The organism is Aliiroseovarius sp. (genome assembly GCF_965228805.1).
Classification (GTDB): Bacteria; Pseudomonadota; Alphaproteobacteria; order Rhodobacterales; family Rhodobacteraceae; genus JASBTN01.
Genome location: NZ_CBDDIE010000003.1, coordinates 2384599 through 2403880 on the forward strand (window position 1 = coordinate 2384599; position 19282 = coordinate 2403880).

The following is a 19282-nucleotide window of genomic DNA, read 5'->3' on the forward strand; positions in this document are numbered from 1 at the left end:
GAGGATGCATAGTCCGGCCCGCCTTACCCGAATCGCGCCTGCCATGTGGGTAGGGTATCACCAGGCGCCGGTTTCGCCTCATGGACCCCGCGCGCGATGGCGCGGGCCAGGCAGGTTGCGGCGGCGTGGCCCAGCCTGAGTGCGTCAAAACCCGGATCGGGCAGCGGCTTGACCCCGGTTGCGGCGGCAAAGATCAGATCGCCATCAAATGGCGTGTGGCTGGGGTGGATCGCGCGGGCCATGCCATCATGGGCGGCGGTGGCAAGGCGCGCCGCCTGGGCCTGTGTCAGTACCGCGTCGGTGGCAATGATGGCGATGGTGGTGTTCTCGCCCAGCCCGGCCTCAGGGCGGGGTTCTTCGGTCGGATCATGGCGGCCTGTGCCGCATGCGCCAAACTCGTCACCGATCTCCCATGGAGCGGCCCAGAATTCTGGGCCTTCGCCCATGGTTACGGCGCCCAGAGCGTTTACCGCGACCAGCGCGCCGACGGTGATGCCGTTGTCCAACACCAAGGACGCCGACCCCAATCCACCCTTCAGCCCGGCCACGGTGGCACCGGTTCCGGCCCCCTCGCTGCCTAGGTCGAAATCATCACTGGCAACCTCCAACGCGGCGCGTCCCAACGCCTTGTAAGGGTTGTCGGACCATCCCTTGTCGCCGCCATTCAAGAGGTCGAACAGGATCGCGCCGGGCACGATCGGCACGCGCTGATCGCCGACCTGAAACCCGCGCCCTTGCGCGCGCAGCCCATCGGCCACGCCCGAAGCCGCGTCCAGCCCGAAGGCCGAGCCGCCGGACAGCACCAGCGCATCAACCTCCTGCACCAGCTTGTCGGGGGCCAGCAGGTCGGTTTCCCGCGTGCCGGGCGCGCCGCCCATGACATGCACCGCGGCGGTAAAGGGTTTCACCCCGGTCAGAACCGTGGCCCCTGTCTTGATCCCCGCGTCCGAGGCATTGCCGACCTTCAGCCCCGGCACATCGGTAATCAGATTGCGTTTGCCCGGTTTCATCGCAGCCTCCCTTGCGTCTTTGCACAAAAGAGTAGGCCCCCTTGCGGGGGCCTGAAAAGAGCTGATTTGTTTGAGGGGGTTACTGCGCGGCCATCGGCATGCGCGCGATCTCGCATTGCACCCAGAGCTCTTCGAGCGCGCCCAGAAGGTGCTCGATATCCGCGTCCGTATGGACCGGGCTGGGGGTGATGCGCAACCGCTCGGTGCCCTTGGGCACGGTCGGGTAGTTGATCGGCTGGATGTAGATTCCGTAGTCCTGCATCAGGGTGTCGGACAGGAACTTGCACTTGACTGCGTCGCCGACCATCACCGGGATGATGTGGCTGGGGTTTTCCACGTGGGGAATGCCCATCGCGTCCAGACCGGCGCGTACCTTGGCGACGCGTTCCTTCTGGCTGTCCCGTTCGGCGTTCGAGGCCTTGAGGTGCTGCACCGAGGCGCGGGCACCGGCAGCCACGGCCGGGGGCAGGGCGGTGGTGAAGATGAAGCCGGAGGCGAAGCTGCGCACGAAATCGCACAGTTCAGCCGAGGCGGCGATATAGCCGCCGACCACGCCAAAGGCCTTGCCCAGCGTGCCTTCGATCACCGTCAGGCGATCCATCAGCCCCTCGCGTTCGGCAATACCGCCGCCGCGCGGACCGTAGAGGCCGACTGCGTGCACCTCGTCCAGATAGGTCATGGCGCCGTACTTGTCGGCCAGATCGCAGATTTCCTTGATGGGCGCGATGTCGCCATCCATCGAATAGACCGATTCGAAGGCAATGAGCTTGGGCGCCTCCGGGTCGGCGGCCGCCAGCTTGGCTTCGAGGTCTTCCAGATCGTTGTGCTTCCACAGCACCTTGGCGGCGCGCGAATGGCGGATGCCTTCAATCATGGACGCGTGGTTCAGCGCGTCCGAGAAGACGATGCAGCCGGGGATTTTCGAGGCCAGCGTGCCCAGGGCGGCCCAGTTCGAGACATAGCCCGAGGTGAACAGCAGCGCTGCTTCCTTACCATGCAGATCGGCCAATTCCTGTTCCAGAAGAACATGTTGGTGGGTGGTGCCCGAAATGTTGCGTGTTCCGCCGGCGCCTGCGCCGACCGTGTCGATGGCGTGGTGCATGGCCTCCAGCACGTCCGGGTGCTGGCCCATGCCCAGGTAATCATTGGAACACCAGATGGTCACGTCATCTTCGCCGCGCTCGCTGGTATGGCGCGCTTTCGGGAAGTTGCCGCGCTTGCGCTGCAGGTCGGCAAACACGCGGTAGTTCCCGTCTTCGCGCAGGGTGTCGAGGCTGGCTTTGAAGAAGGCCTGATAGTCCATGTGACGTCCTCCGGGGGCTGATCCTTGTTGCCAGCAATGAACATGTTCGGGGCCGGTCCAGACCTGATTTATGTCAAGTCGGGCAGAAAAAACTGCGGTGAGCTGCGTGCGATGCGGGCAAAATAGTTCCGATCGGAAACTCGATGCGCTTGCGTATGGAAAAGATAGTTAGACCAACCGCCCGCCACCCCCGAAGGGGTCTCGGCCCCGTGCTGCGTGGATCCCCACGCGCGCGGACGGCTGGCCTTGTGGGTCCGAAAACCCGGGTGATCCAGGGGCTGCCGCCGGCCTCACCCAAGAACAGAGGCAGCATGAATCATCGAGGCCGTGTTTCGCAAAACGATTGCGGGGCAGGGCGCGCCTGCCATCGCCGGGTGAGGCCATTGCGCGCAAGCTGGCATGGGGTGGGGCGGCCCGTCTTGACCAACGTCAAGAGCGCGGGGATTTCATCTCGGGTGGCAGCGGAGGCGGGGACGGCGGGGCTGGACGGGGCGGGCGCGGGGTGGTCAGGGCCTCGATCAGCCCTGCGAGGAACAGGGTGAAGCTTAGAATCCAGATCGCGCCTGCAACCAGCATCAGGGTGAAATACCAAGGAGTTGGCCCGCTGGAGCCAAGCCAGCGTGCAGCGGCTGCCATCGCCATCAACCCATAGGCCCAGGCGACCGGGGCGGGCGCGCTCAGGGCGCGGCCGGAATGGGCCAGGATTGCGCGGGACATGACGGCCAGGGTCATGCCGCCCACAGCGCCGATGCCCAGCACGTGCAGGGCGGCCACCTCCGACCCGACCTTCCAGCTTGCCAACGCCCACAGGACCAAGCCGAGCGGCAGGAGGGTCTGCGCCAATGCCAATGCCCAGAGGAGCGGCTCGCGGCGCGTGCTGAGGGGGTGCCAACGGATCAGCCGGGCGGTGTGTACACCGGCCAGGGCCAAGGCGAGGAGGGAGGCGAGGCGCGGCCAGGGCGCGCTCCATGGCAGCAGTATGGACAGGGCGATGGTGGCGCGGTCAAGGCGCGGCGTCTCAGGTGGCAGGCTGTTATCGTCAGTGCCGGCGCGACGCAGGGCGTTGCGGATGAAGCCGGGCGTGACCCGCCCGCCCAGCACCGCGATCAGTCCGATCAGCGCCAGGAGTCCGACACGCAGCCCGTCTTCGGCGGTGCCATAGGCCCAACCGATCCAGTCGAGATGGACCAGAAGATTGCCCAGGGTAAGGGCGGCCAGGAAGACCACGAACACCGCCTGCTGCGGGTTGCGACGGCGCACCAGGATCAGGGCCACCCGTCCGGCCAGGAGCGGCAGGAAGGCCAGGTCGATCCCGGCCACAAGAAGCCCCGGCAGGGCGCCCGAGGCCCAGACCGCCAGGCGTCCTGCCAGCCAGAATGCCACGGCCAGACCAATGTACCCCGTGCGCGCGCCCGCGAGGGAGGTCAGCAGGAATCCGGCGAGCGCCGCGGCGCCGTAGCCGAAGATCATCTCGTGCCCATGCCATAGATGCGGCGCCATGCCGGGACCGGGCAGCGCCATCATGCCGCCGGTTGCGTGTACGAAGAGCCAAAGTTGCCAGATGAGACCTGCCAAGATCGCCCATAGCGGAGCGAGCAGGAAAAAGCTGCGATGACCTTCGCCGAGCAGGAGTTTGACTGTCGCACGCATGGGGGCGGACCTTTCCTTGAACGGCAAAAGCCTAGGCTGGTGTCGGCGCCAAATCTTAACGCAAGTCAAGTCGTCGCAGGGTAAACCTGCAGGCAGTGGCGGCTTCCGAAAGGGAGGGGCGGCGGAGGTGTCAACACTCATGTGTGTTTGAAATCAGTGAGTTGACCCTGATTTTCTGCCGCTTCCGGGGGCGATTTGTGCCCAGTTGCGCTTCACCGGTACATGGCTAATTCACGCGCCGCTCACTTTTTCGGGAGCATCGTTGACTTTTGTCAAGACGCACAGGCGCGGTCCCGACCATCTTCCCAAGTGCCTCACCAAGCAAACGGAGAGTGATCATGTCACTTGGAATCACCCATAAGAAAACCCGCGGCGCGCTGGGCCTCGGTTTTGCGATGCTGCTGGGCGGCGTGGCCATGCCTGCCTTCGCCGAAGGGCCGACCCTGAGCGAGGAAGCCTTTGAAGCGTCCAAGCAGCTGTACTTCGAACGCTGCGCCGGCTGCCACGGCGTTCTGCGCAAAGGCGCGACCGGCAAGAACCTGGAACCCCACTGGAAGACCACTGCCGCTGACGGCACCGTGACCGAAGGTGGTACCCTGAAGCTGGGCCAGGAACGCCTTGAAAAGATTATTTCCTGGGGCACCGAAGGCGGTATGAACAACTTCTCGGACATCATGACCGAGCAGGAAATCAAGGACATGGCGACCTACATCCAGATGGATCCGCCCAAGCCGCCCGAGATGTCGCTTGAGCAGATGCGTCAGACCCGCAAGGTCTATGTCGAGCCCGAAGATTACCCGACCGAGCCGCTGCACGGCCGCAACTGGGAAAACTTCTTCGTCGTCATCGAGCGTGACGTGGGCAAGGTGGCCGTGATCGACGGCGACACCAAGGAAGTTCTGGCCCACATCCCGACCGGCTATGCCGTGCACGTGCTGAAGGCCTCGGAACACCACAAGCTGGAAGAGCCGGAAAACCCGGGCCGCTTCTGGTACACCATGGGCCGCGACGGCAAGATGACCAAGATCGACCTCTGGCAGACGCCGGACAAGATGCTGGTTTCGGAAGTCTCGATCGGCTATGACGCCCGCGACGTGGCCGTCTCCGGCGACGGCAAATACGTGATCGGCGGCGCCTACTGGCCCCCGCACTTCGCCATCGTCGACGCCGAAACCATGGAACCGCTGAAAGTCGTCTCGACCCGCGGTTACAACGTGGACGGTGACTATGTCGAAGAAAGCCGCGTGGCTGCCATCTACACCACCCCGAACGAGCCGACCTGGATCGTCGCGGTGAAAGAGCTGGGCCAGCTGTGGCAGGTCGACTACTCGGACCTGGACAACCTGGCGATCGACAAGATCGACTCGGCCAAGTTCCTGCACGATGGTTTCTTTGACCCGACCGGTCGTTACTTCCAGATCGCCGCGAACGCGTCGAACAAGATGGTTGTCGTCGACACCCAGACCCACAAGCTGGAAGCCATGATCGACACCGCTGCTCTGCCGCACCCCGGCCCGGGCGCCAACTGGATGGACCCGAACTGTGGTCCGGTCGCTGGCACCACCCACCTGGGTGAAGGCACCGTGACGGTTTGGGGCAACGACCCCGCGGGCAACCCGGACAACGCCTGGAAAGTCTGCTACGAAGTGGAAACCGACGGCGCGGGCCTGTTCATCCGGACGCACCCGAACTCGGACTACATCTGGGCTGACCAGACCAAGCACCCCGATCCGGAAGTGCAGCAGTCGGTGCAGGTCATCTCGAAAGAGACCGGCGAGATCGTGAAAACGATCCAGGTCACCGATGTTGAAGGCAGCGTTGCCGTTCACTTCGAATTCAACGCTGACGGCAGCGAAGTCTGGGTTTCCAAGTGGAACCGCACGGACTCGAAAGAGCCGAACGGCGAGATGGTGATCTACGACGCCAAGACGCTGGAAGAGATCGGTCGCGTGAAGGGCCTCTACGCCCCGACCGGCAAGTTCAACGTCTACAACCGTTCGAACCACGTCACCTGATGTGATCGGATAGACACCCAGGGGGGCGGGCCAGGCGCCCGCCCCCTTTTGCGTCACCGGCGCAAACCCCACCACTCACACCCACCCGCGTCGGGCTCACCCGCCGACGACGACCAGCCACTAACGGAGCCAGGACATGACTCAGGACAGCGGTCAAACACCGAAAAAACCGCTCTGGCGACGCAGCCTCTTCTGGGGCATGCCAGTCGCCGGAGTTGCGGGCGTCTTTGTCGCCGGCATCGTCTTCTGGGGCGGTTTCAACACCGCCATGGAAGCGACCAACACCAAGGACTTCTGCATCTCGTGTCACGAGATGGAGGATTTCGTCTATGAAGAATACAAGGGCACGATCCACGACGTGAACCGCTCCGGTGTCGGCGCGGTCTGTTCCGACTGCCACGTGCCGAAAGATTGGACGCACAAGATCATCCGCAAGATCAAGGCCTCGAAGGAAGTTTGGGGCAAGATTACCGGCAAGATCTCGACGCCCGAGAAATTCGACACCCACCGCCTGCAGCTGGCGATGAACGAATGGGAGCGCATGAAGCGCACCGACTCGGTCGAATGCCGCAACTGTCACGACTTCGAGTCGATGATGCCGGAGTTCCAGGCCCCGCGCGCCCGTCAGCAACACCTGAACGCGATGCGCACCGGTCAGACCTGTATCGACTGCCACAAGGGCATTGCCCACCTCGACCTGCGTGACCGCGCGGACGAGGATTACCTGGCCGAGCTCGAGGCGCCGAACCCGGAGTTCATCCGCGAGGTGCCGCAGGAATACCTCGACAGCCTGGCACGTATCGAAGCGATCGAAGCTGAAGAGGCGGCCGCGGCCAAGGCCGCGGAAGAGGCCGAACGCCAGCGTGTGGGCGACGCGATCGCCGCAGCCCGTGCCGATGAGCGCGCCAAGGTCGAGGCCGAGATGGCCGGCACCGCAAGCGCCGAGGATGAAGGTGTCGACGTCGCGCCGAACATTGACTGGGGCAGCGTTGCGTCGAGCGATCTGACCCTGTTCTACCCGGGCCAGGCGAGCTTTGAATGGGTGCAGAACGGCAAGACCCATGGCGGTGCCCGTCCGCTGACCCAGGGCGGCGACGCTTGCACGACCTGCCACGCCAAGGAACTTGATGCCATCGGCAGCAAGATCGTGGCCGGCGGTGGCGGCAAGAACGACGAGCTGGAACCGACCCCGATTCCGGGTAAACGCGGCATCATCGGTGCCACGGTCCAGGCGGCCTATGATGGCGACAATGTCTACTTCCGCCTGCAATGGCCGGATGCGCCCCACGCCCCCGCACCCTTCGTGGACGGTGGCAAGATGGACCCGGACAACCCGATCAAGGTCGCGATGATGATCACCGGGACCGGCATCGAGATGGGTGAACAGGTCGGCTGCTGGGCAACTTGCCACGCGGACAACACCTACATGCCCTTCGATCCGGGTGCGGAAGCGATTGCCGCAAGCGGTGACGTGGCGGCGGCCCTGATGGCCGAAACCTCCATCACCAAGTACCTGCCGGAAAGCCGCACCAAGATCGAGATCAAGGGGCGTCGCGGCAAGGCCCAGGGTGGCTGGGACAAGCTGGCCGAGGCCGCTCAGATCGAGCAGTACCTGGCCGACGGCACCTACATGGACCTGATGCGGGTCTATGCCGATGGTTCCGCCACGAACGGCTACCTGCTGGAACGCCGGGTCGAGAACGAGGGCGAGATCGCCGCGCAGGCCAAGCTGGGGGATGACGGCATGTGGACCGTGGTCTTCTCACGGCCGCTGGCTGGCGGGGTGGGTGACGTGGCCCTGGAGGCCGGTCAGACCTACACGGTCGGCTTCGCGATCCACGACGACTATGCCTTGGCACGCTTCCACCACGTGACGTTGAACACCACCATGGCGCTTGACGATCCGGAAGCCCAGATCAACGTGGTTGGTCAATAACAACAAAGAAGCGGCCAGCCCCTTGGGTTGGCCGCTTTTCTTTGCTTAGATGAAGAGGAATTCAGAGAGGACACGATCATGCGCAGCTCCCTTTCCCCGCTCGTATTCGCCGCCGCGCTGACCTGCGCGGCTTTTCCCGTTCTGGCAGCTGACAAGACCGAAGCCGAGATGGCCGAGATCTGCGGCGAGGCCGAACAGCGTTATGTCGACATCTACGGCGCCCCGTCCGCCGAGTTCGAGGGCGCGGTGGTCGTTACCATGTACAAATACAGCTTCTGCCCGCGCGAGGTCACGGTGCCGGTCGGCACCACTGTGCGCTGGGTCAATGTCGACAAGCGCACCAGCCATTCGGTGATCGTGAAAGGCCAGCCGGAAAGCGATCGTGCCTTCCCCGAAGAGGTGATCGAGTTCACCTTCCTGGAGCCGGGCGACCCGCAGGAATACCTCTGTGGTCCGCATTGGGAGAGCCATGAAATGATCGGCATGGTGACAGTGACGGTGGAGTAATATCGGTCTAAATTATCGTTGTAAAACAGGGCGTTCCGTCAAAGCGGAACGCCCTTAACTTATGTCAAGGAACGCCCCCCCTCCCTGCGGCATTTTACCTTTGAAACCGGACCGAGCCTCACCCGCCGGCAATGTCATCGAATCGACACGCGCTGAAACAGGCGCGCCTGTCCGCGGGAGGGGTTTGCTTCCAGCCAACCCTTGGGACGAGCGAGACACACATGACCGGCAAAGTTTTCCTCATCGGCGCAGGACCCGGCGACCCCGATCTTCTGACCCTGAAGGCGGCGCGTCTGCTCTCCCAGGCCAGCTGCGTGGTGTTTGATCGGCTGGTGTCGGATGAGGTCGTCGCGATGGCGCCGGAAAACGCCAAGATGATCCCGGTCGGCAAAATGCCGCAATGCCACCTGGTCACCCAGGACCGGATTAACGAGATCCTGGTCGAGGAGGCGCGCGCGGGCCATGACGTGGTGCGCCTGAAAGGGGGCGACCCGCTGATCTTCGGGCGCGGGTCCGAAGAGGCGATGTTCCTGGCCGAGCACGGCATCGACAGCATCTACGTGCCCGGCATCACCGCCGCCCAAGGTGCCGCCACCGTGTCCGGCGTGCCGCTTACCCACCGGGGGCTGGCCACCGGCGTGCAATATGTCACCGGCCACCGCCAGTCCGACAAGGTGCTGGACCTCGACTGGAAACGCCTGGCCGACCCGATGACCACGCTGGTGGTCTATATGGGCGTTTCCTCGATCGGACAGATCGCGATGGGGCTGATGACCGAGGGTCTGCCCGGCTCGACCCCCGTCATGGCGATCTCCAAGGCCACCAATGCGGACGAACGTCGCATGGTCTCGACCCTGTCCAACATCGCGGCAGATACGCGCGAGGCCGGACTGAAACCGCCAACCTTGTTCATCATCGGCCAGGTCGTGTCGCTCTATGACGCCCAGGCCGAACCGGCACGGGAGATTGCCGCACATGCCTAAATTGGTTGCCCTATCCCTTCTGGCGACCTCTCTGGCCATGGCTGCCCCAGCGGCCACGGCCGACAGCCTTGATCCTGATGCGCTCAAGCGACTGGTGCATCAGGATTGCGGCTCCTGTCATGGGTTGACCCTGAAGGGCGGACTGGGGCCGGACATCCGCCCCGAGACGCTGGAAGGCTACGACCCGGAAATCCTGCAAATCATCATCCTCGAAGGCATGCCGGGCACAGCCATGCCGCCCTGGAATCCGCTGATCAGCGAGGCGGAAGCCGCCTGGATCGCCGACTACCTCCTGAAGGGAGACACCGAATGAAACGTCTGATTTCCACCCTGGCGCTGAGCGTCGCCCTGGCCGCCCCCGCGCTGGCCGAGACCCTGGCCACCGGCGACCTGGGGCTGATCATCGAACGGGCCAAGGGGTCGGTGGTGTTGATCGACCAGTCTGACCGCGCCGCCCTGGCGCGGATCGACGGCTTGGGCGATCTGTCCCATGCCTCGATGGTTTATTCCTCGGACGAACGTTACGCCTATGTCTTCGGCCGCGATGGCGGGCTGACCAAGGTCGATATCGTCGAACGCAAGGTGGCGAACCGCGTGGTTCAGGGCGGCAACTCGATCGGCGGGGCGATCTCGGATGACGGCACGTTGGTGGCCGTGTCCAACTACGAACCCGGCGGCGTGCGCATCTTTGACGCCGAAACGCTGGAGATGGTTGCGGATATCCCGACCGACAGCAAGACCATCGGCCTGGTCGATGCCCCCGGCCGCCGCTTCGTCTTTACCATGTGGGACACGGGCGAGACCTGGATCGTCGACATGGACGGGGTGGAACCGGGCGCCGAGCCGCCGATCACCAAGATCCCCGAGATGGGCGAAAACCCCTATGATGCACTGATCACCGCCAATGGCCGCACCTACATCACCGGCCTCTTCGGCGAGGACGGGTTGACCGCGCTGGACCTGTGGGATGAGAGCCCGGAACCGATCCGCGTGCTGCCGGATTATGGCCGCGGGCAGGAGGAAATGCCGGTCTACAAGATGCCCCACCTGGAAGGCTGGGCCCATACCGGCGCCGAGTTCGTGCTACCCGCTGTGGGTCACCACGAGGTGCTGTGGATCGACAGTGCGACTTTGCAGGAAACCGCCCGCACCAAGACCTATGGCCAGCCGGTCTTTGCCATGGCCCGGCCCGACGGGCGTCATGTCTGGGTGAACTTCGCCCACCCGCTCAACGATACGATCCAGGTGATTGACACGATGACCAAGGAAATCGTGCATGAATTCAAGCCCGGCCCCGCCGTGCTGCACATGGAATTCACCCCGCGTGGGCATGAGATCTGGGTTTCGGTCCGTGACGAGAACAAGGTCAAGATCTACGACACCGAGACCTTCGAGCTTCTGTCCGAGATCGACGCCGACAGCCCCTCGGGCATCTTTTTCACCGCGCGTGCGCACAGGACCGGATTGTAAGCCATGAGACTGGTTGCCGACCCCACCGACCGTCGCCTGCTGGATGATTTCCAGCGCGACTTTCCGGTCACCCACCGCCCGTTCGAAATCCTGGCCGAAGAGGTCGGGTTGAGTGAGGAAGAGGTGGTGCGCCGCCTGAATGCCATGCGCCTGTCGGGCCGGATCACCCGGGTCGGCGGCACCTGCGCGCCCAATACGATGTCGGCCTCGACCCTGGCCGCCGTGGCCGCGCCGGTCGATCAGATCGAGGACGTGGCCGCGATCATCAATGAAGAGCCCGGCGTGAATCACTCCTATGAGCGCGAAGATGTGTGGAACATCTGGTTCGTCGCCACCGGCCCGGACCGGGGCCACGTGGACGCAACCCTGGCCCGGATCGAGGAAAACACCGGCCTCACCGTGCTGGACCTGCGCCTGGTGCGCCCGTTCAACGTGGATCTGGGCTTCAAGATGGACGGCACCACCAACCCGGTGAATCCGCCCGCACCGCGCACCGCTGATCTGGACGCGATCCAGCCCGGTGACCGCGACCTGATGCAGGCGCTGTGCCAGGGGCTGCCGATCGAACCGCGCCCCTATCAGGCGCTGGCCGAAAGCCTGGGACGCACGGAAAACGAGGTGCTGGACCGGATCAGTGCGCTTGCCCATGCGGGCATCCTCTCGCGCCTGGGCGTGATCGTGCGTCACCGCGCGCTGGGCTGGCGCTCGAACGCGATGGTGGTTTGGGATCTGCCCCATGACGCCATTACCGAGGCCGGGCCGCAGCTGGCCGCGCTTCCCGGTGTCACGCTGTGTTACGAACGTGTGCCCGTTGAAGGCGCCTGGCCCTACCGTCTCTATTCCATGATCCACGCCAAGTCGCGCGAGGACGCGCTGGAAGTGTTGGAGCGCGCTGCGAACCTGCCCGGGTTGAAGGGCGTGCCGCACAAGCCGCTGTTTTCGACCCGCTGCTTCCGTCAGACCGGCGCCATGATCGCCGACCGTCGGGAGCGCGCGTGATGGTTGCCCGTGATCGCACCCCGGCGGTTCTGGATGAAACCGACCGCCTGCTGGTCAATGCGCTGCAGGACGACCTGTCGCTGGATCACCGCCCCTTTGCCACCCTGGCCGAGAAACTGGGGCTGAGCGAGGACGAGGTTCTGACCCGCACCAAATCCCTGCGCGAACAGGGGGTTCTGACCCGTTTCGGCCCGTTCTTCGACGCCGCCGCCATGGGGGGCGCCTTCTGCCTCTGCGCGATGGCCGTGCCTGCCGACAAGTTCGAGGCGGTCATGACACAGGTCAATGCGCACGCCGAAGTCGCGCATAATTATGAACGCACGCACCGGCTGAACATGTGGTTCGTTCTGGCGACGGAAACGCCCGAAGGGATCAAGGAAGCGGCCGACAGGATCGAAGGGGAAACCGGCATCACCGTGCATTGTTTCCCCAAACTGCAAGAGTTCTACATCGGGTTTCGGGTGGCCGCATGAGCACTGTCCTCGACACAACGGATCGCGCCATCATCACGGCGCTGCAATCGGGGCTTCCCCTGGTGCCTGCGCCTTATGCTAAGGTCGCCCAGGGGCTGGATCTGAGCGAGGACGACCTCGTCACCCGTCTGCAAGCGATGAAGGACACGGGCGTCATCCGCCGCATCGCTGCCGCGCCGAACCACTACAAGCTGGGCATGGTCGCCAATGGCATGACCGTCTGGGACGTGGACGACGCGCAGCTGTCCGAGCTTGGCCCTCTAGTCGGTGCGCTCGACTTCGTCAGCCATTGCTATGAACGTCCGCGCGATCTGCCCGAATGGCCCTACAATCTCTTTGCGATGGTTCACGGATCCTCGCGCGATGAGGTGGAAGAGAAACGCGCCCGCATCACCGAGCTTCTGGGCGATGCGCTGAATGGCTGCGACATCCTCTATTCCACCCGCATCCTGAAAAAGACGGGGCTGAGGCTCCGCAAGAAAGGATAGTCCATGTTTCGCCTGACCGAATACATGCACCAGCTGGTCGAGCCGACCCCCGTGCGTCCACGCCGTGGCTCCGGCATGCCGAAACCGGTGGTGATCTGGAACCTGACCCGCCGCTGCAACCTGAAGTGCCGCCATTGCTACACGGTCTCGGCGGATGTGGATTTTCCGGGCGAGCTGACCCACGACCAGGCCATGGCCTCGCTGGAGGACCTGGGCCAGTTCAAGGTGCCCGCGATCATCCTGTCGGGCGGCGAGCCACTGGACCGGTTTGACGTGTTCGAGATCGCCCACCGTGCCCGCGAGTTGACCCGCGTGTTGGCCTTTTCCACCAACGGCACGAAGATCCACGGCGAGACCGCCGACAAGATCGCCGAGGTCGGCTTCGACTATGTCGGCATCTCGATCGACGGGATCGGCAAGACCAACGACTGGTTCCGCGGTGTGGACGGGGCGTTTGACGATGCGGTGCGCGGCGTGCGCGAGCTGAAGAAACGCGGCGTGAAAGTCGGCCTGCGCTTCTGCCTCACCGAAGGCACGCAGCACCACCTTGAAGACCTGTTGCAGCTCTGTGATGACGAGGGGGTCGACAAATTCTACCTCTCCCACCTGGTCTATGCGGGCCGGGGCGACAAGAACCGGGGCGAGGACGCCCATCACCAGATGACCCGCAAGGGCATGGATATCCTGATCGAACGCGCCTGGCTGGCGGCGGCCGAGGACATGCCGCTGGACATCGTGACCGGCAACAATGACGCCGATGCGGGCTATTTCCTGAAATGGGCCGCCAAGAATTTTGACGAGGCCAAGGTCGCCAATCTGCGCGAGCACCTGGCGGCCTGGGGTGGCAATTCCTCCGGCATGGGGGTCGCGAACATCGACTTCCTGGGCAATGTGCACCCGGACACCTACTGGTCCGACTACACGATCGGCAGCGTGAAGAAGACGCCGTTTTCCGAGCTTTGGACCGGTTCCGACCAGATGCTGGCCACCCTGCGTACGCGGCCGCGTCCGCTGGAAGGGCGCTGTGGCGACTGTTCGCTGAAGGACGTCTGCGGTGGAAACACCCGCATCCGCGCCCTGCAGCTGACCGGCAACCCCTGGGCCGAGGATCCGGCCTGCTATCTGACGAATGACGAAATCGGTGTGACCGAGGCGGCCGAGCGGCTGGAGGTCACCCCCTTCCGAGGCAAGAAACATGACCCGAAACATCAATTCTTCTAAGCTTGCGCTGGCTCTGTTGATCGGGTTGTCGGGTGCGGCGCAGGCCGATCCGGTTGCCGACTACAATGAATGGTGCGCGGATTGCCATGACGCCAACCGCCTGGGCGGCACCGGCCCGGCGCTGATCCCCGAAACCCTGCGCCGCATGCGCGGGCCGAAGATCGAGGCGGTCATTCGCGAGGGCCGTGTCGCCACACAGATGCCGGGCTTCTCCGAGGATCTGAGCGAAGAGCAGATCACCGCGCTGGCAGAATACCTGAAGACCCCGTTGGAAACCATCCCGGCCTGGGGTGTGGACGAGATCAACGCCTCCCGCGTGATGGACGAGGACTATGTCGCCGCAGACGCCCCCGTCTGGGACGCCGACCCGATGAATATCACCCTGGCTGTGGAAACCGGCGACCACCACGTGTCCGTGCTGAACGGGGACACGTTCGAGGTGCTTGACCGGTTCGCCACGCCCTTCGCCGTGCATGGCGGGCCGAAATTCAGCCCCGATGGGCGCTATGTCTTCATCATGTCGCGCGATGGCTGGGTTCAAAAATACGACATATATAGCCTGAAACAGGTGGGTCGCACCCGGGCTGGCTTGAACTCTCGCAACATTGCCATGTCGGGCGACGGAAAATGGCTGGCGGTGGCGAATTACCTGCCCAACACGCTGACCATCCTGTCGACCGAGGACCTGACCGTGGCCGAAGTGCATGAGGTCGTCGGCAAGGACGGCACGCCCAGCCGGGTTTCCGCCGTCTACCAGGCGCCACCGCGCGATAGTTTCGTGCTGGCGCTGAAGGACGTGCCGGAAGTCTGGGAAGTGTCCTATTCGGAAACCCCCGACATGAACCTCTTCGCTGGCGGCTTTACTCATGATTGGCGCGTCGAAGGCCCGTCCAAGCAGGACACGGATTTCCCGATCCGCCGCATCACCACGCCGGATTATCTGGACGATTTCTTCTTTGATCAGAGCTACGAGCATCTGATGGGCGCAAGCCGCAAGGGCGAGGACGGCATGGTCATCGACCTGGTAATCGGCATGAAGGTTGCCGACCTGGACCTGCCCGGCATGCCCCACCTGGGGTCGGGCATCACCTGGGCCTATGGCGACAGTACCGTGATGGCGACGCCGCACCTGAAGGAGGGCGTGATCTCGGTCATCGACATGAACACGTGGGAGACGGTGAAACGCATCCCGACCGAAGGCCCCGGCTTCTTCATGCGCAGCCATGAGAACTCGAAATACGTCTGGGCGGACGTGTTCTTTGGCCCGAACAAGGACGCGATGCATGTGATCGACAAGCAGAGCCTGGAGATCGTGAAGACCCTGCGGCCCGTGCCTGGCGCCACCGTCGCCCATGTGGAGTTCACCCGCGACGGGAAATACGCGCTGGTGTCGGTTTGGGAAGACGACGGTGCAGTCCTGGTCTATGATGCCGAGACTTTGGAGGAGGTGCTTCGCCTTCCCATGCGCAAGCCGTCGGGGAAATACAATGTCTGGAACAAGATCACCTTCTCGGAAGGGACCAGTCACTGAAGCATTGATCGTCGCGCACGGTCAGCCGTCCGATCCCTTGCCTCCGGAACGGGCGCTGGCGAAACTTGCGAGCGAAATCAATGCGCTCTGGCCGGATGGCCAGCTTCGGGCGGCCACAATGGCCGCCCCGGGCGCCTTGGAAGCCGCATTGGACATGCTTCCCGCCGGGGCCGCGATCTATCCGTTCTTCATGGCCAAGGGTTGGTTTGTGAACTCCGCCCTGGCGCGTCGGCTGGAGGGGCGGGAGGTGCGCGTGTTGGAACCTTTCGGGCTGGACGCAGACCTGCCGGGCATTGCCGCCGGGCTGATCGGTGCTGAGGCCGCGCGGCAGGGGTGGCAGATGGCCGAGACCCACGTCCTTCTGGCCGCGCATGGATCGGCTCGCGGCAAAGCCGCCGCGCAATCGGCCGAGGATTTTGCAGCCCGTCTCGAACCGCTCCTGGACGGGGCTGGGATGCGCTGTGGCTACGTGGAACAGGCGCCCTTCCTGCCAGACCTGGTGCCAGATCTGCCCGATCGCACGCTTTGCCTGCCATTCTTCGCCATGGAAGGCGACCACGTGCGCGACGATGTCATCGTGGGGCTGCGCGGGGCGGGATACCAGGGGCCAATCCTGCCCGCACTGGGCCGGGCGGAGGCGGTTCCGGCGCTGATCGCTGCCGCTCTGGCGCGTTCTACGGCGACACATGCACCGGCTTGATTCGAGCCATTCGCGCCGATTGGATCACCTGAATACGAGCGCGACAGGTGTGGGAAAACCCCGACATATTCGTGCATCTGAAGCTGTTTGAAACGGCTCGGCAAAGCGTGATTTGACACATTATGTTGTTTCTATAGTCACTCAGCTGATCAATATGTTGTGTTGCCGCCTCGTCCCGGAAAAGGGTTACCGCTTAACAATTGTTAAGGCTGGCAGGGCCTCGCTCACGTACCTGTGGGGACGGTAACTGAGCTGGAGGCCAAAATGCGTGAAGTCATGACCAAGACCATGGCCCGCAACGTGTTCTACGGAGGCTCGCTGTTTTTTGTCGTGATCTTTCTGATCTTGTCGGCGCAATCGGTACGGTACATCGTGACTGAATCGACAGCATCGGCCGAACTGACGGACAGCGTGGCTGCGGGCAAGCACGTGTGGGAAAAACATGCCTGTATTAACTGCCATACACTGATGGGTGAGGGGGCATACTTTGCGCCCGAGCTGCAGAACGTGATGGCCCGGTGGGGTGTCGAAGATGACCCGGAAGGCGCGTTCGACGTGCTGAAGGGTTGGATGGACAGCCAACCGAGTGGAGTGGAAGGGCGGCGTCAGATGCCGCAGTTCAACCTGAGCGACGAAGAGGTGCGTGATCTCGCCAACTTCTTCCTGTGGGTCAATCAGATCAACGCCCAGGACTGGCCGCCGAACGAGGCGGGCTGAGGCGCTCAAGGAGGACGCTGATATGAAATACGAAACACAAAAAATCGCCTATTGGTACTTCCTTGCCGCCATGGCCGTCTTTGCGGTCCAGGTGCTGGGTGGTCTGCTGGCGGGCTGGGTTTATGTACAACCCAACTTCCTGGCCGAGGCGCTTCCGTTCAACATCATCCGCATGTTGCACACCAACTCGCTGGTCGTCTGGCTGCTGCTGGGCTTCTTTGGCGCGGCCTACTTCCTGATCCCGGAAGAAGCCGAGCGCGAAATGCACTCGCCGATGCTGGCCTATCTGCAGCTGATCATCCTGCTGCTGGGCACCGCCGGCGTTGTCGTGACCTATGTCTTCGACCTGTTCCAGGGCAACTGGCTGCTGGGCAAGGAAGGTCGTGAGTTCATCGAACAACCGGTCTGGGTCAAGGTGGGCATCGTGGTTGCCGCGCTGATCTTCCTGTACAACGTCACTTTGACGGTGCTGAAGGGCCGCAAGACCGCGATCACCAACGTGCTGCTGATCGGCCTCTGGGGCCTGGCGCTGCTGTTCCTGTTCGCCTTCTACAACCCGGCCAACCTGTCGCTCGACAAGATGTTCTGGTGGTACATCGTGCACCTGTGGGTGGAAGGTACCTGGGAACTGGTGATGGCCTCGATCCTGGCCTACCTGATGCTGAAGCTGACCGGTGTGGATCGTGAGATCATCGAAAAGTGGCTGTACATCATCGTCGCCACCGCGCTGTTCTCGGGCATCCTGGGCACCGGCCACCACTACTACTGGATCGGTACCCCCGGTTACTGGCAGTGGATCGGCTCGATCTTCTCGTCGCTCGAAGTCATCCCGTTCTTTGCGATGATGTCCTTCAGCTTCGTGATGGTCTGGAAAGGCAAGCGTGATCACCCGAACAAGGCGGCCCTGCTGTGGGCGCTGGGTGCGGCGACTGTTGCCTTCTTCGGCGCCGGCGTCTGGGGCTTCCTGCACACGCTGCACGGTGTGAACTACTACACCCACGGCACGCAGATCACGGCCGCTCACGGTCACCTGGCCTTCTTCGGCGCCTATGTGTCGGTGAACCTGGCGATCTTCAGCTACGCAATGCCGATCCTGCTGGGACGTGATCCCTACAACCAGGTCCTGAACATGGTGAGCTTCTGGCTGATGACCGGCGGCATGGCCTTCATGACCTTCGTCCTGACCTTCGCGGGCACCGTGCAGACGCACATGCAGCGCGTCCTGGGCGAAGACTTCATGAGCGTTCAAGACGGTCTGGGCCTGTTCTACCTGATGCGCTGGGGTGCCGGTGCCGCGGTGGTCCTGGGTGCGATCCTGTTCATCTACGCGCAGCTTGCTCCCCGCAAGGAAGTGATTGCGCAAGGTTCGAAGGAAGGTGCCTGATATGGCTGCCCTGAAACAACAAGGGGAGGGGGCTTCGGCCCCCTTCTACTCCCCGGTCGCGGACGAATGTGAACTGTTCGAAACCGCGTCACAACATGACCTGCCCCTGCTGCTCAAAGGCCCGACGGGCTGCGGCAAGACGCGTTTCGTGGCCCACATGGCCGCACGCCTGGGGCGTCCCCTCTACACGGTCGCTTGCCACGATGACCTATCGGCATCCGACCTGGTGGGCCGTTACCTCCTGAAAGGCGGCGAGACCGTCTGGGTGGACGGACCCCTTACACGTGCCGTGCGCGAAGGTGCGATCTGTTATCTCGACGAGGTGGTCGAGGCCCGCAAGGACGTCACCGTGGTGCTGCACCCGCTGACAGATGATCGGCGCATCCTGCCTTTGGACAAGACCGGCGAAGAGATCGAGGCCGCACCCGGCTTCATGCTCGTCGCAAGCTACAACCCCGGGTATCAGAACATTCTGAAGACCCTGAAACCGTCTACCCGCCAACGTTTCCTTTCAATCGAGTTCGATTTCCCGACCCAGGACCGGGAAGTTGATATCGTGGTGCGTGAAAGCGGGCTTGAAGCCAGCCGGGCGACGTCCCTTGTCCGGCTGGCCCAAAAACTCCGTGGCTTGAAGGGGCAGGATCTCGAGGAGGGGGTTTCCACCCGCCTGGTGATCTACTGTGCCACGCTGATCAAGGCGGGCGTTCCGGTGGAACGCGCGATCCTGACGGCGATGATCGAGCCACTGTCCGACGACGACGACGTCAAGGCCGGTCTGATGGACCTGGTCACGGCTGTCTTCGGTTAGGTCCGAAGATACCTGTTGCGGGGCGGGACCCTCCTGATCCTGAGCCACCCGCCCTGCAACTCCTTACACACGGGCCCACGAAGTGAG

At 63.4% G+C, this 19282-nt stretch carries 18 protein-coding genes; 15 read left to right on the forward strand and 3 right to left on the reverse strand.

The window, feature by feature from the left end; genetic code table 11:
- Window positions 1-23: 23 nt before the first annotated feature.
- From ACO07D_RS12685 to ACO07D_RS12695, 3 genes are all read right to left on the reverse strand, one after another.
- A complete protein-coding gene (locus ACO07D_RS12685) occupies window positions 24-1010 on the reverse strand; it encodes a P1 family peptidase (RefSeq protein WP_421703311.1) in 987 nt (328 codons plus the stop codon).
- 79 nt (window positions 1011-1089) lie between these two features.
- Complete coding sequence (gene hemA / locus ACO07D_RS12690) at window positions 1090-2313, reverse strand: 5-aminolevulinate synthase (protein ID WP_421703312.1); 1224 nt, start codon at window positions 2311-2313, stop codon at window positions 1090-1092.
- Between the two features lie 429 nt (window positions 2314-2742).
- Complete coding sequence (locus ACO07D_RS12695; protein WP_421703313.1) at window positions 2743-3963, reverse strand: NnrS family protein; 1221 nt, start codon at window positions 3961-3963, stop codon at window positions 2743-2745.
- 338 nt (window positions 3964-4301) lie between these two features.
- Between ACO07D_RS12695 and ACO07D_RS12700 the strand changes: the two genes are divergently transcribed.
- From ACO07D_RS12700 to ACO07D_RS12770, 15 genes are all read left to right on the forward strand, one after another.
- The gene (locus ACO07D_RS12700; RefSeq protein ID WP_421703314.1) at window positions 4302-5978 is read left to right on the forward strand and encodes a cytochrome D1 domain-containing protein; all 1677 of its coding nucleotides are present in this window, start codon (window positions 4302-4304) and stop codon (window positions 5976-5978) included.
- 136 nt (window positions 5979-6114) lie between these two features.
- Entirely contained in the window at window positions 6115-7914 is a 1800-nt protein-coding gene (locus ACO07D_RS12705; protein ID WP_421703315.1) for a NapC/NirT family cytochrome c, read from the forward strand.
- 78 nt (window positions 7915-7992) lie between these two features.
- Entirely contained in the window at window positions 7993-8421 is a 429-nt protein-coding gene (locus ACO07D_RS12710; RefSeq protein WP_421703316.1) for a cupredoxin domain-containing protein, read from the forward strand.
- A gap of 221 nt (window positions 8422-8642) precedes the next feature.
- Window positions 8643-9404, forward strand: coding sequence for a uroporphyrinogen-III C-methyltransferase (cobA, locus tag ACO07D_RS12715; RefSeq protein WP_421703317.1), 762 nt, complete (start codon window positions 8643-8645; stop codon window positions 9402-9404).
- Complete coding sequence (locus tag ACO07D_RS12720; RefSeq protein ID WP_421703318.1) at window positions 9397-9717, forward strand: c-type cytochrome; 321 nt, start codon at window positions 9397-9399, stop codon at window positions 9715-9717. The genes cobA and ACO07D_RS12720 overlap by 8 nt, the downstream gene beginning before the upstream one ends.
- Entirely contained in the window at window positions 9714-10874 is a 1161-nt protein-coding gene (locus ACO07D_RS12725) for a cytochrome D1 domain-containing protein (protein WP_421703319.1), read from the forward strand. Before ACO07D_RS12720 ends, ACO07D_RS12725 begins: the two co-directional genes overlap by 4 nt.
- A 3-nt stretch (window positions 10875-10877) precedes the next feature.
- Window positions 10878-11873 (forward strand): AsnC family transcriptional regulator, encoded by a 996-nt coding sequence (locus tag ACO07D_RS12730; protein ID WP_421703320.1) that lies wholly within the window; start codon window positions 10878-10880, stop codon window positions 11871-11873.
- Entirely contained in the window at window positions 11873-12346 is a 474-nt protein-coding gene (locus ACO07D_RS12735) for an Lrp/AsnC family transcriptional regulator (RefSeq protein WP_421703321.1), read from the forward strand. Before ACO07D_RS12730 ends, ACO07D_RS12735 begins: the two co-directional genes overlap by 1 nt.
- Window positions 12343-12834: an Lrp/AsnC family transcriptional regulator gene (locus tag ACO07D_RS12740; RefSeq protein ID WP_421703322.1), complete on the forward strand. Its 492-nt coding sequence runs from the start codon at window positions 12343-12345 to the stop codon at window positions 12832-12834. Before ACO07D_RS12735 ends, ACO07D_RS12740 begins: the two co-directional genes overlap by 4 nt.
- A 3-nt stretch (window positions 12835-12837) precedes the next feature.
- Complete coding sequence (gene nirJ / locus ACO07D_RS12745; RefSeq protein WP_421703323.1) at window positions 12838-14055, forward strand: heme d1 biosynthesis radical SAM protein NirJ; 1218 nt, start codon at window positions 12838-12840, stop codon at window positions 14053-14055.
- Complete coding sequence (locus ACO07D_RS12750; RefSeq protein ID WP_421703324.1) at window positions 14030-15586, forward strand: cytochrome D1 domain-containing protein; 1557 nt, start codon at window positions 14030-14032, stop codon at window positions 15584-15586. The genes nirJ and ACO07D_RS12750 overlap by 26 nt, the downstream gene beginning before the upstream one ends.
- A 118-nt stretch (window positions 15587-15704) precedes the next feature.
- Window positions 15705-16286, forward strand: coding sequence for a cobalamin biosynthesis protein CbiX (locus ACO07D_RS12755; protein WP_421703325.1), 582 nt, complete (start codon window positions 15705-15707; stop codon window positions 16284-16286).
- Between the two features lie 264 nt (window positions 16287-16550).
- Window positions 16551-17003 (forward strand): c-type cytochrome, encoded by a 453-nt coding sequence (locus ACO07D_RS12760; RefSeq protein WP_421703326.1) that lies wholly within the window; start codon window positions 16551-16553, stop codon window positions 17001-17003.
- A gap of 22 nt (window positions 17004-17025) precedes the next feature.
- Window positions 17026-18387, forward strand: a complete 1362-nt coding sequence (locus ACO07D_RS12765) for a cbb3-type cytochrome c oxidase subunit I (RefSeq protein ID WP_421703327.1) — start codon at window positions 17026-17028, stop codon at window positions 18385-18387.
- Window position 18388: 1 nt separating this feature from the next.
- Window positions 18389-19195, forward strand: a complete 807-nt coding sequence (locus ACO07D_RS12770) for a CbbQ/NirQ/NorQ/GpvN family protein (RefSeq protein ID WP_421703328.1) — start codon at window positions 18389-18391, stop codon at window positions 19193-19195.
- The last annotated feature ends 87 nt before the right edge of the window (window positions 19196-19282 follow it).

Excerpts from the sequence above, each read along its gene's own strand:
- ACO07D_RS12685 (WP_421703311.1), bottom strand. The coding sequence starts at position 1,010 with ATGAAACCGGGCAAACGCAATCTGATTACCGATGTGCCGGGGCTGAAG.
- hemA (WP_421703312.1), bottom strand. The coding sequence starts at position 2,313 with ATGGACTATCAGGCCTTCTTCAAAGCCAGCCTCGACACCCTGCGCGAA.
- ACO07D_RS12695 (WP_421703313.1), bottom strand. The coding sequence starts at position 3,963 with ATGCGTGCGACAGTCAAACTCCTGCTCGGCGAAGGTCATCGCAGCTTT.
- ACO07D_RS12700 (WP_421703314.1), top strand. The coding sequence starts at position 4,302 with ATGTCACTTGGAATCACCCATAAGAAAACCCGCGGCGCGCTGGGCCTC.
- ACO07D_RS12705 (WP_421703315.1), top strand. The coding sequence starts at position 6,115 with ATGACTCAGGACAGCGGTCAAACACCGAAAAAACCGCTCTGGCGACGC.
- ACO07D_RS12710 (WP_421703316.1), top strand. The coding sequence starts at position 7,993 with ATGCGCAGCTCCCTTTCCCCGCTCGTATTCGCCGCCGCGCTGACCTGC.
- cobA (WP_421703317.1), top strand. The coding sequence starts at position 8,643 with ATGACCGGCAAAGTTTTCCTCATCGGCGCAGGACCCGGCGACCCCGAT.
- ACO07D_RS12720 (WP_421703318.1), top strand. The coding sequence starts at position 9,397 with ATGCCTAAATTGGTTGCCCTATCCCTTCTGGCGACCTCTCTGGCCATG.
- ACO07D_RS12725 (WP_421703319.1), top strand. The coding sequence starts at position 9,714 with ATGAAACGTCTGATTTCCACCCTGGCGCTGAGCGTCGCCCTGGCCGCC.
- ACO07D_RS12730 (WP_421703320.1), top strand. The coding sequence starts at position 10,878 with ATGAGACTGGTTGCCGACCCCACCGACCGTCGCCTGCTGGATGATTTC.
- ACO07D_RS12735 (WP_421703321.1), top strand. The coding sequence starts at position 11,873 with ATGGTTGCCCGTGATCGCACCCCGGCGGTTCTGGATGAAACCGACCGC.
- ACO07D_RS12740 (WP_421703322.1), top strand. The coding sequence starts at position 12,343 with ATGAGCACTGTCCTCGACACAACGGATCGCGCCATCATCACGGCGCTG.
- nirJ (WP_421703323.1), top strand. The coding sequence starts at position 12,838 with ATGTTTCGCCTGACCGAATACATGCACCAGCTGGTCGAGCCGACCCCC.
- ACO07D_RS12750 (WP_421703324.1), top strand. The coding sequence starts at position 14,030 with ATGACCCGAAACATCAATTCTTCTAAGCTTGCGCTGGCTCTGTTGATC.
- ACO07D_RS12755 (WP_421703325.1), top strand. The coding sequence starts at position 15,705 with ATGGCCGCCCCGGGCGCCTTGGAAGCCGCATTGGACATGCTTCCCGCC.
- ACO07D_RS12760 (WP_421703326.1), top strand. The coding sequence starts at position 16,551 with ATGCGTGAAGTCATGACCAAGACCATGGCCCGCAACGTGTTCTACGGA.
- ACO07D_RS12765 (WP_421703327.1), top strand. The coding sequence starts at position 17,026 with ATGAAATACGAAACACAAAAAATCGCCTATTGGTACTTCCTTGCCGCC.
- ACO07D_RS12770 (WP_421703328.1), top strand. The coding sequence starts at position 18,389 with ATGGCTGCCCTGAAACAACAAGGGGAGGGGGCTTCGGCCCCCTTCTAC.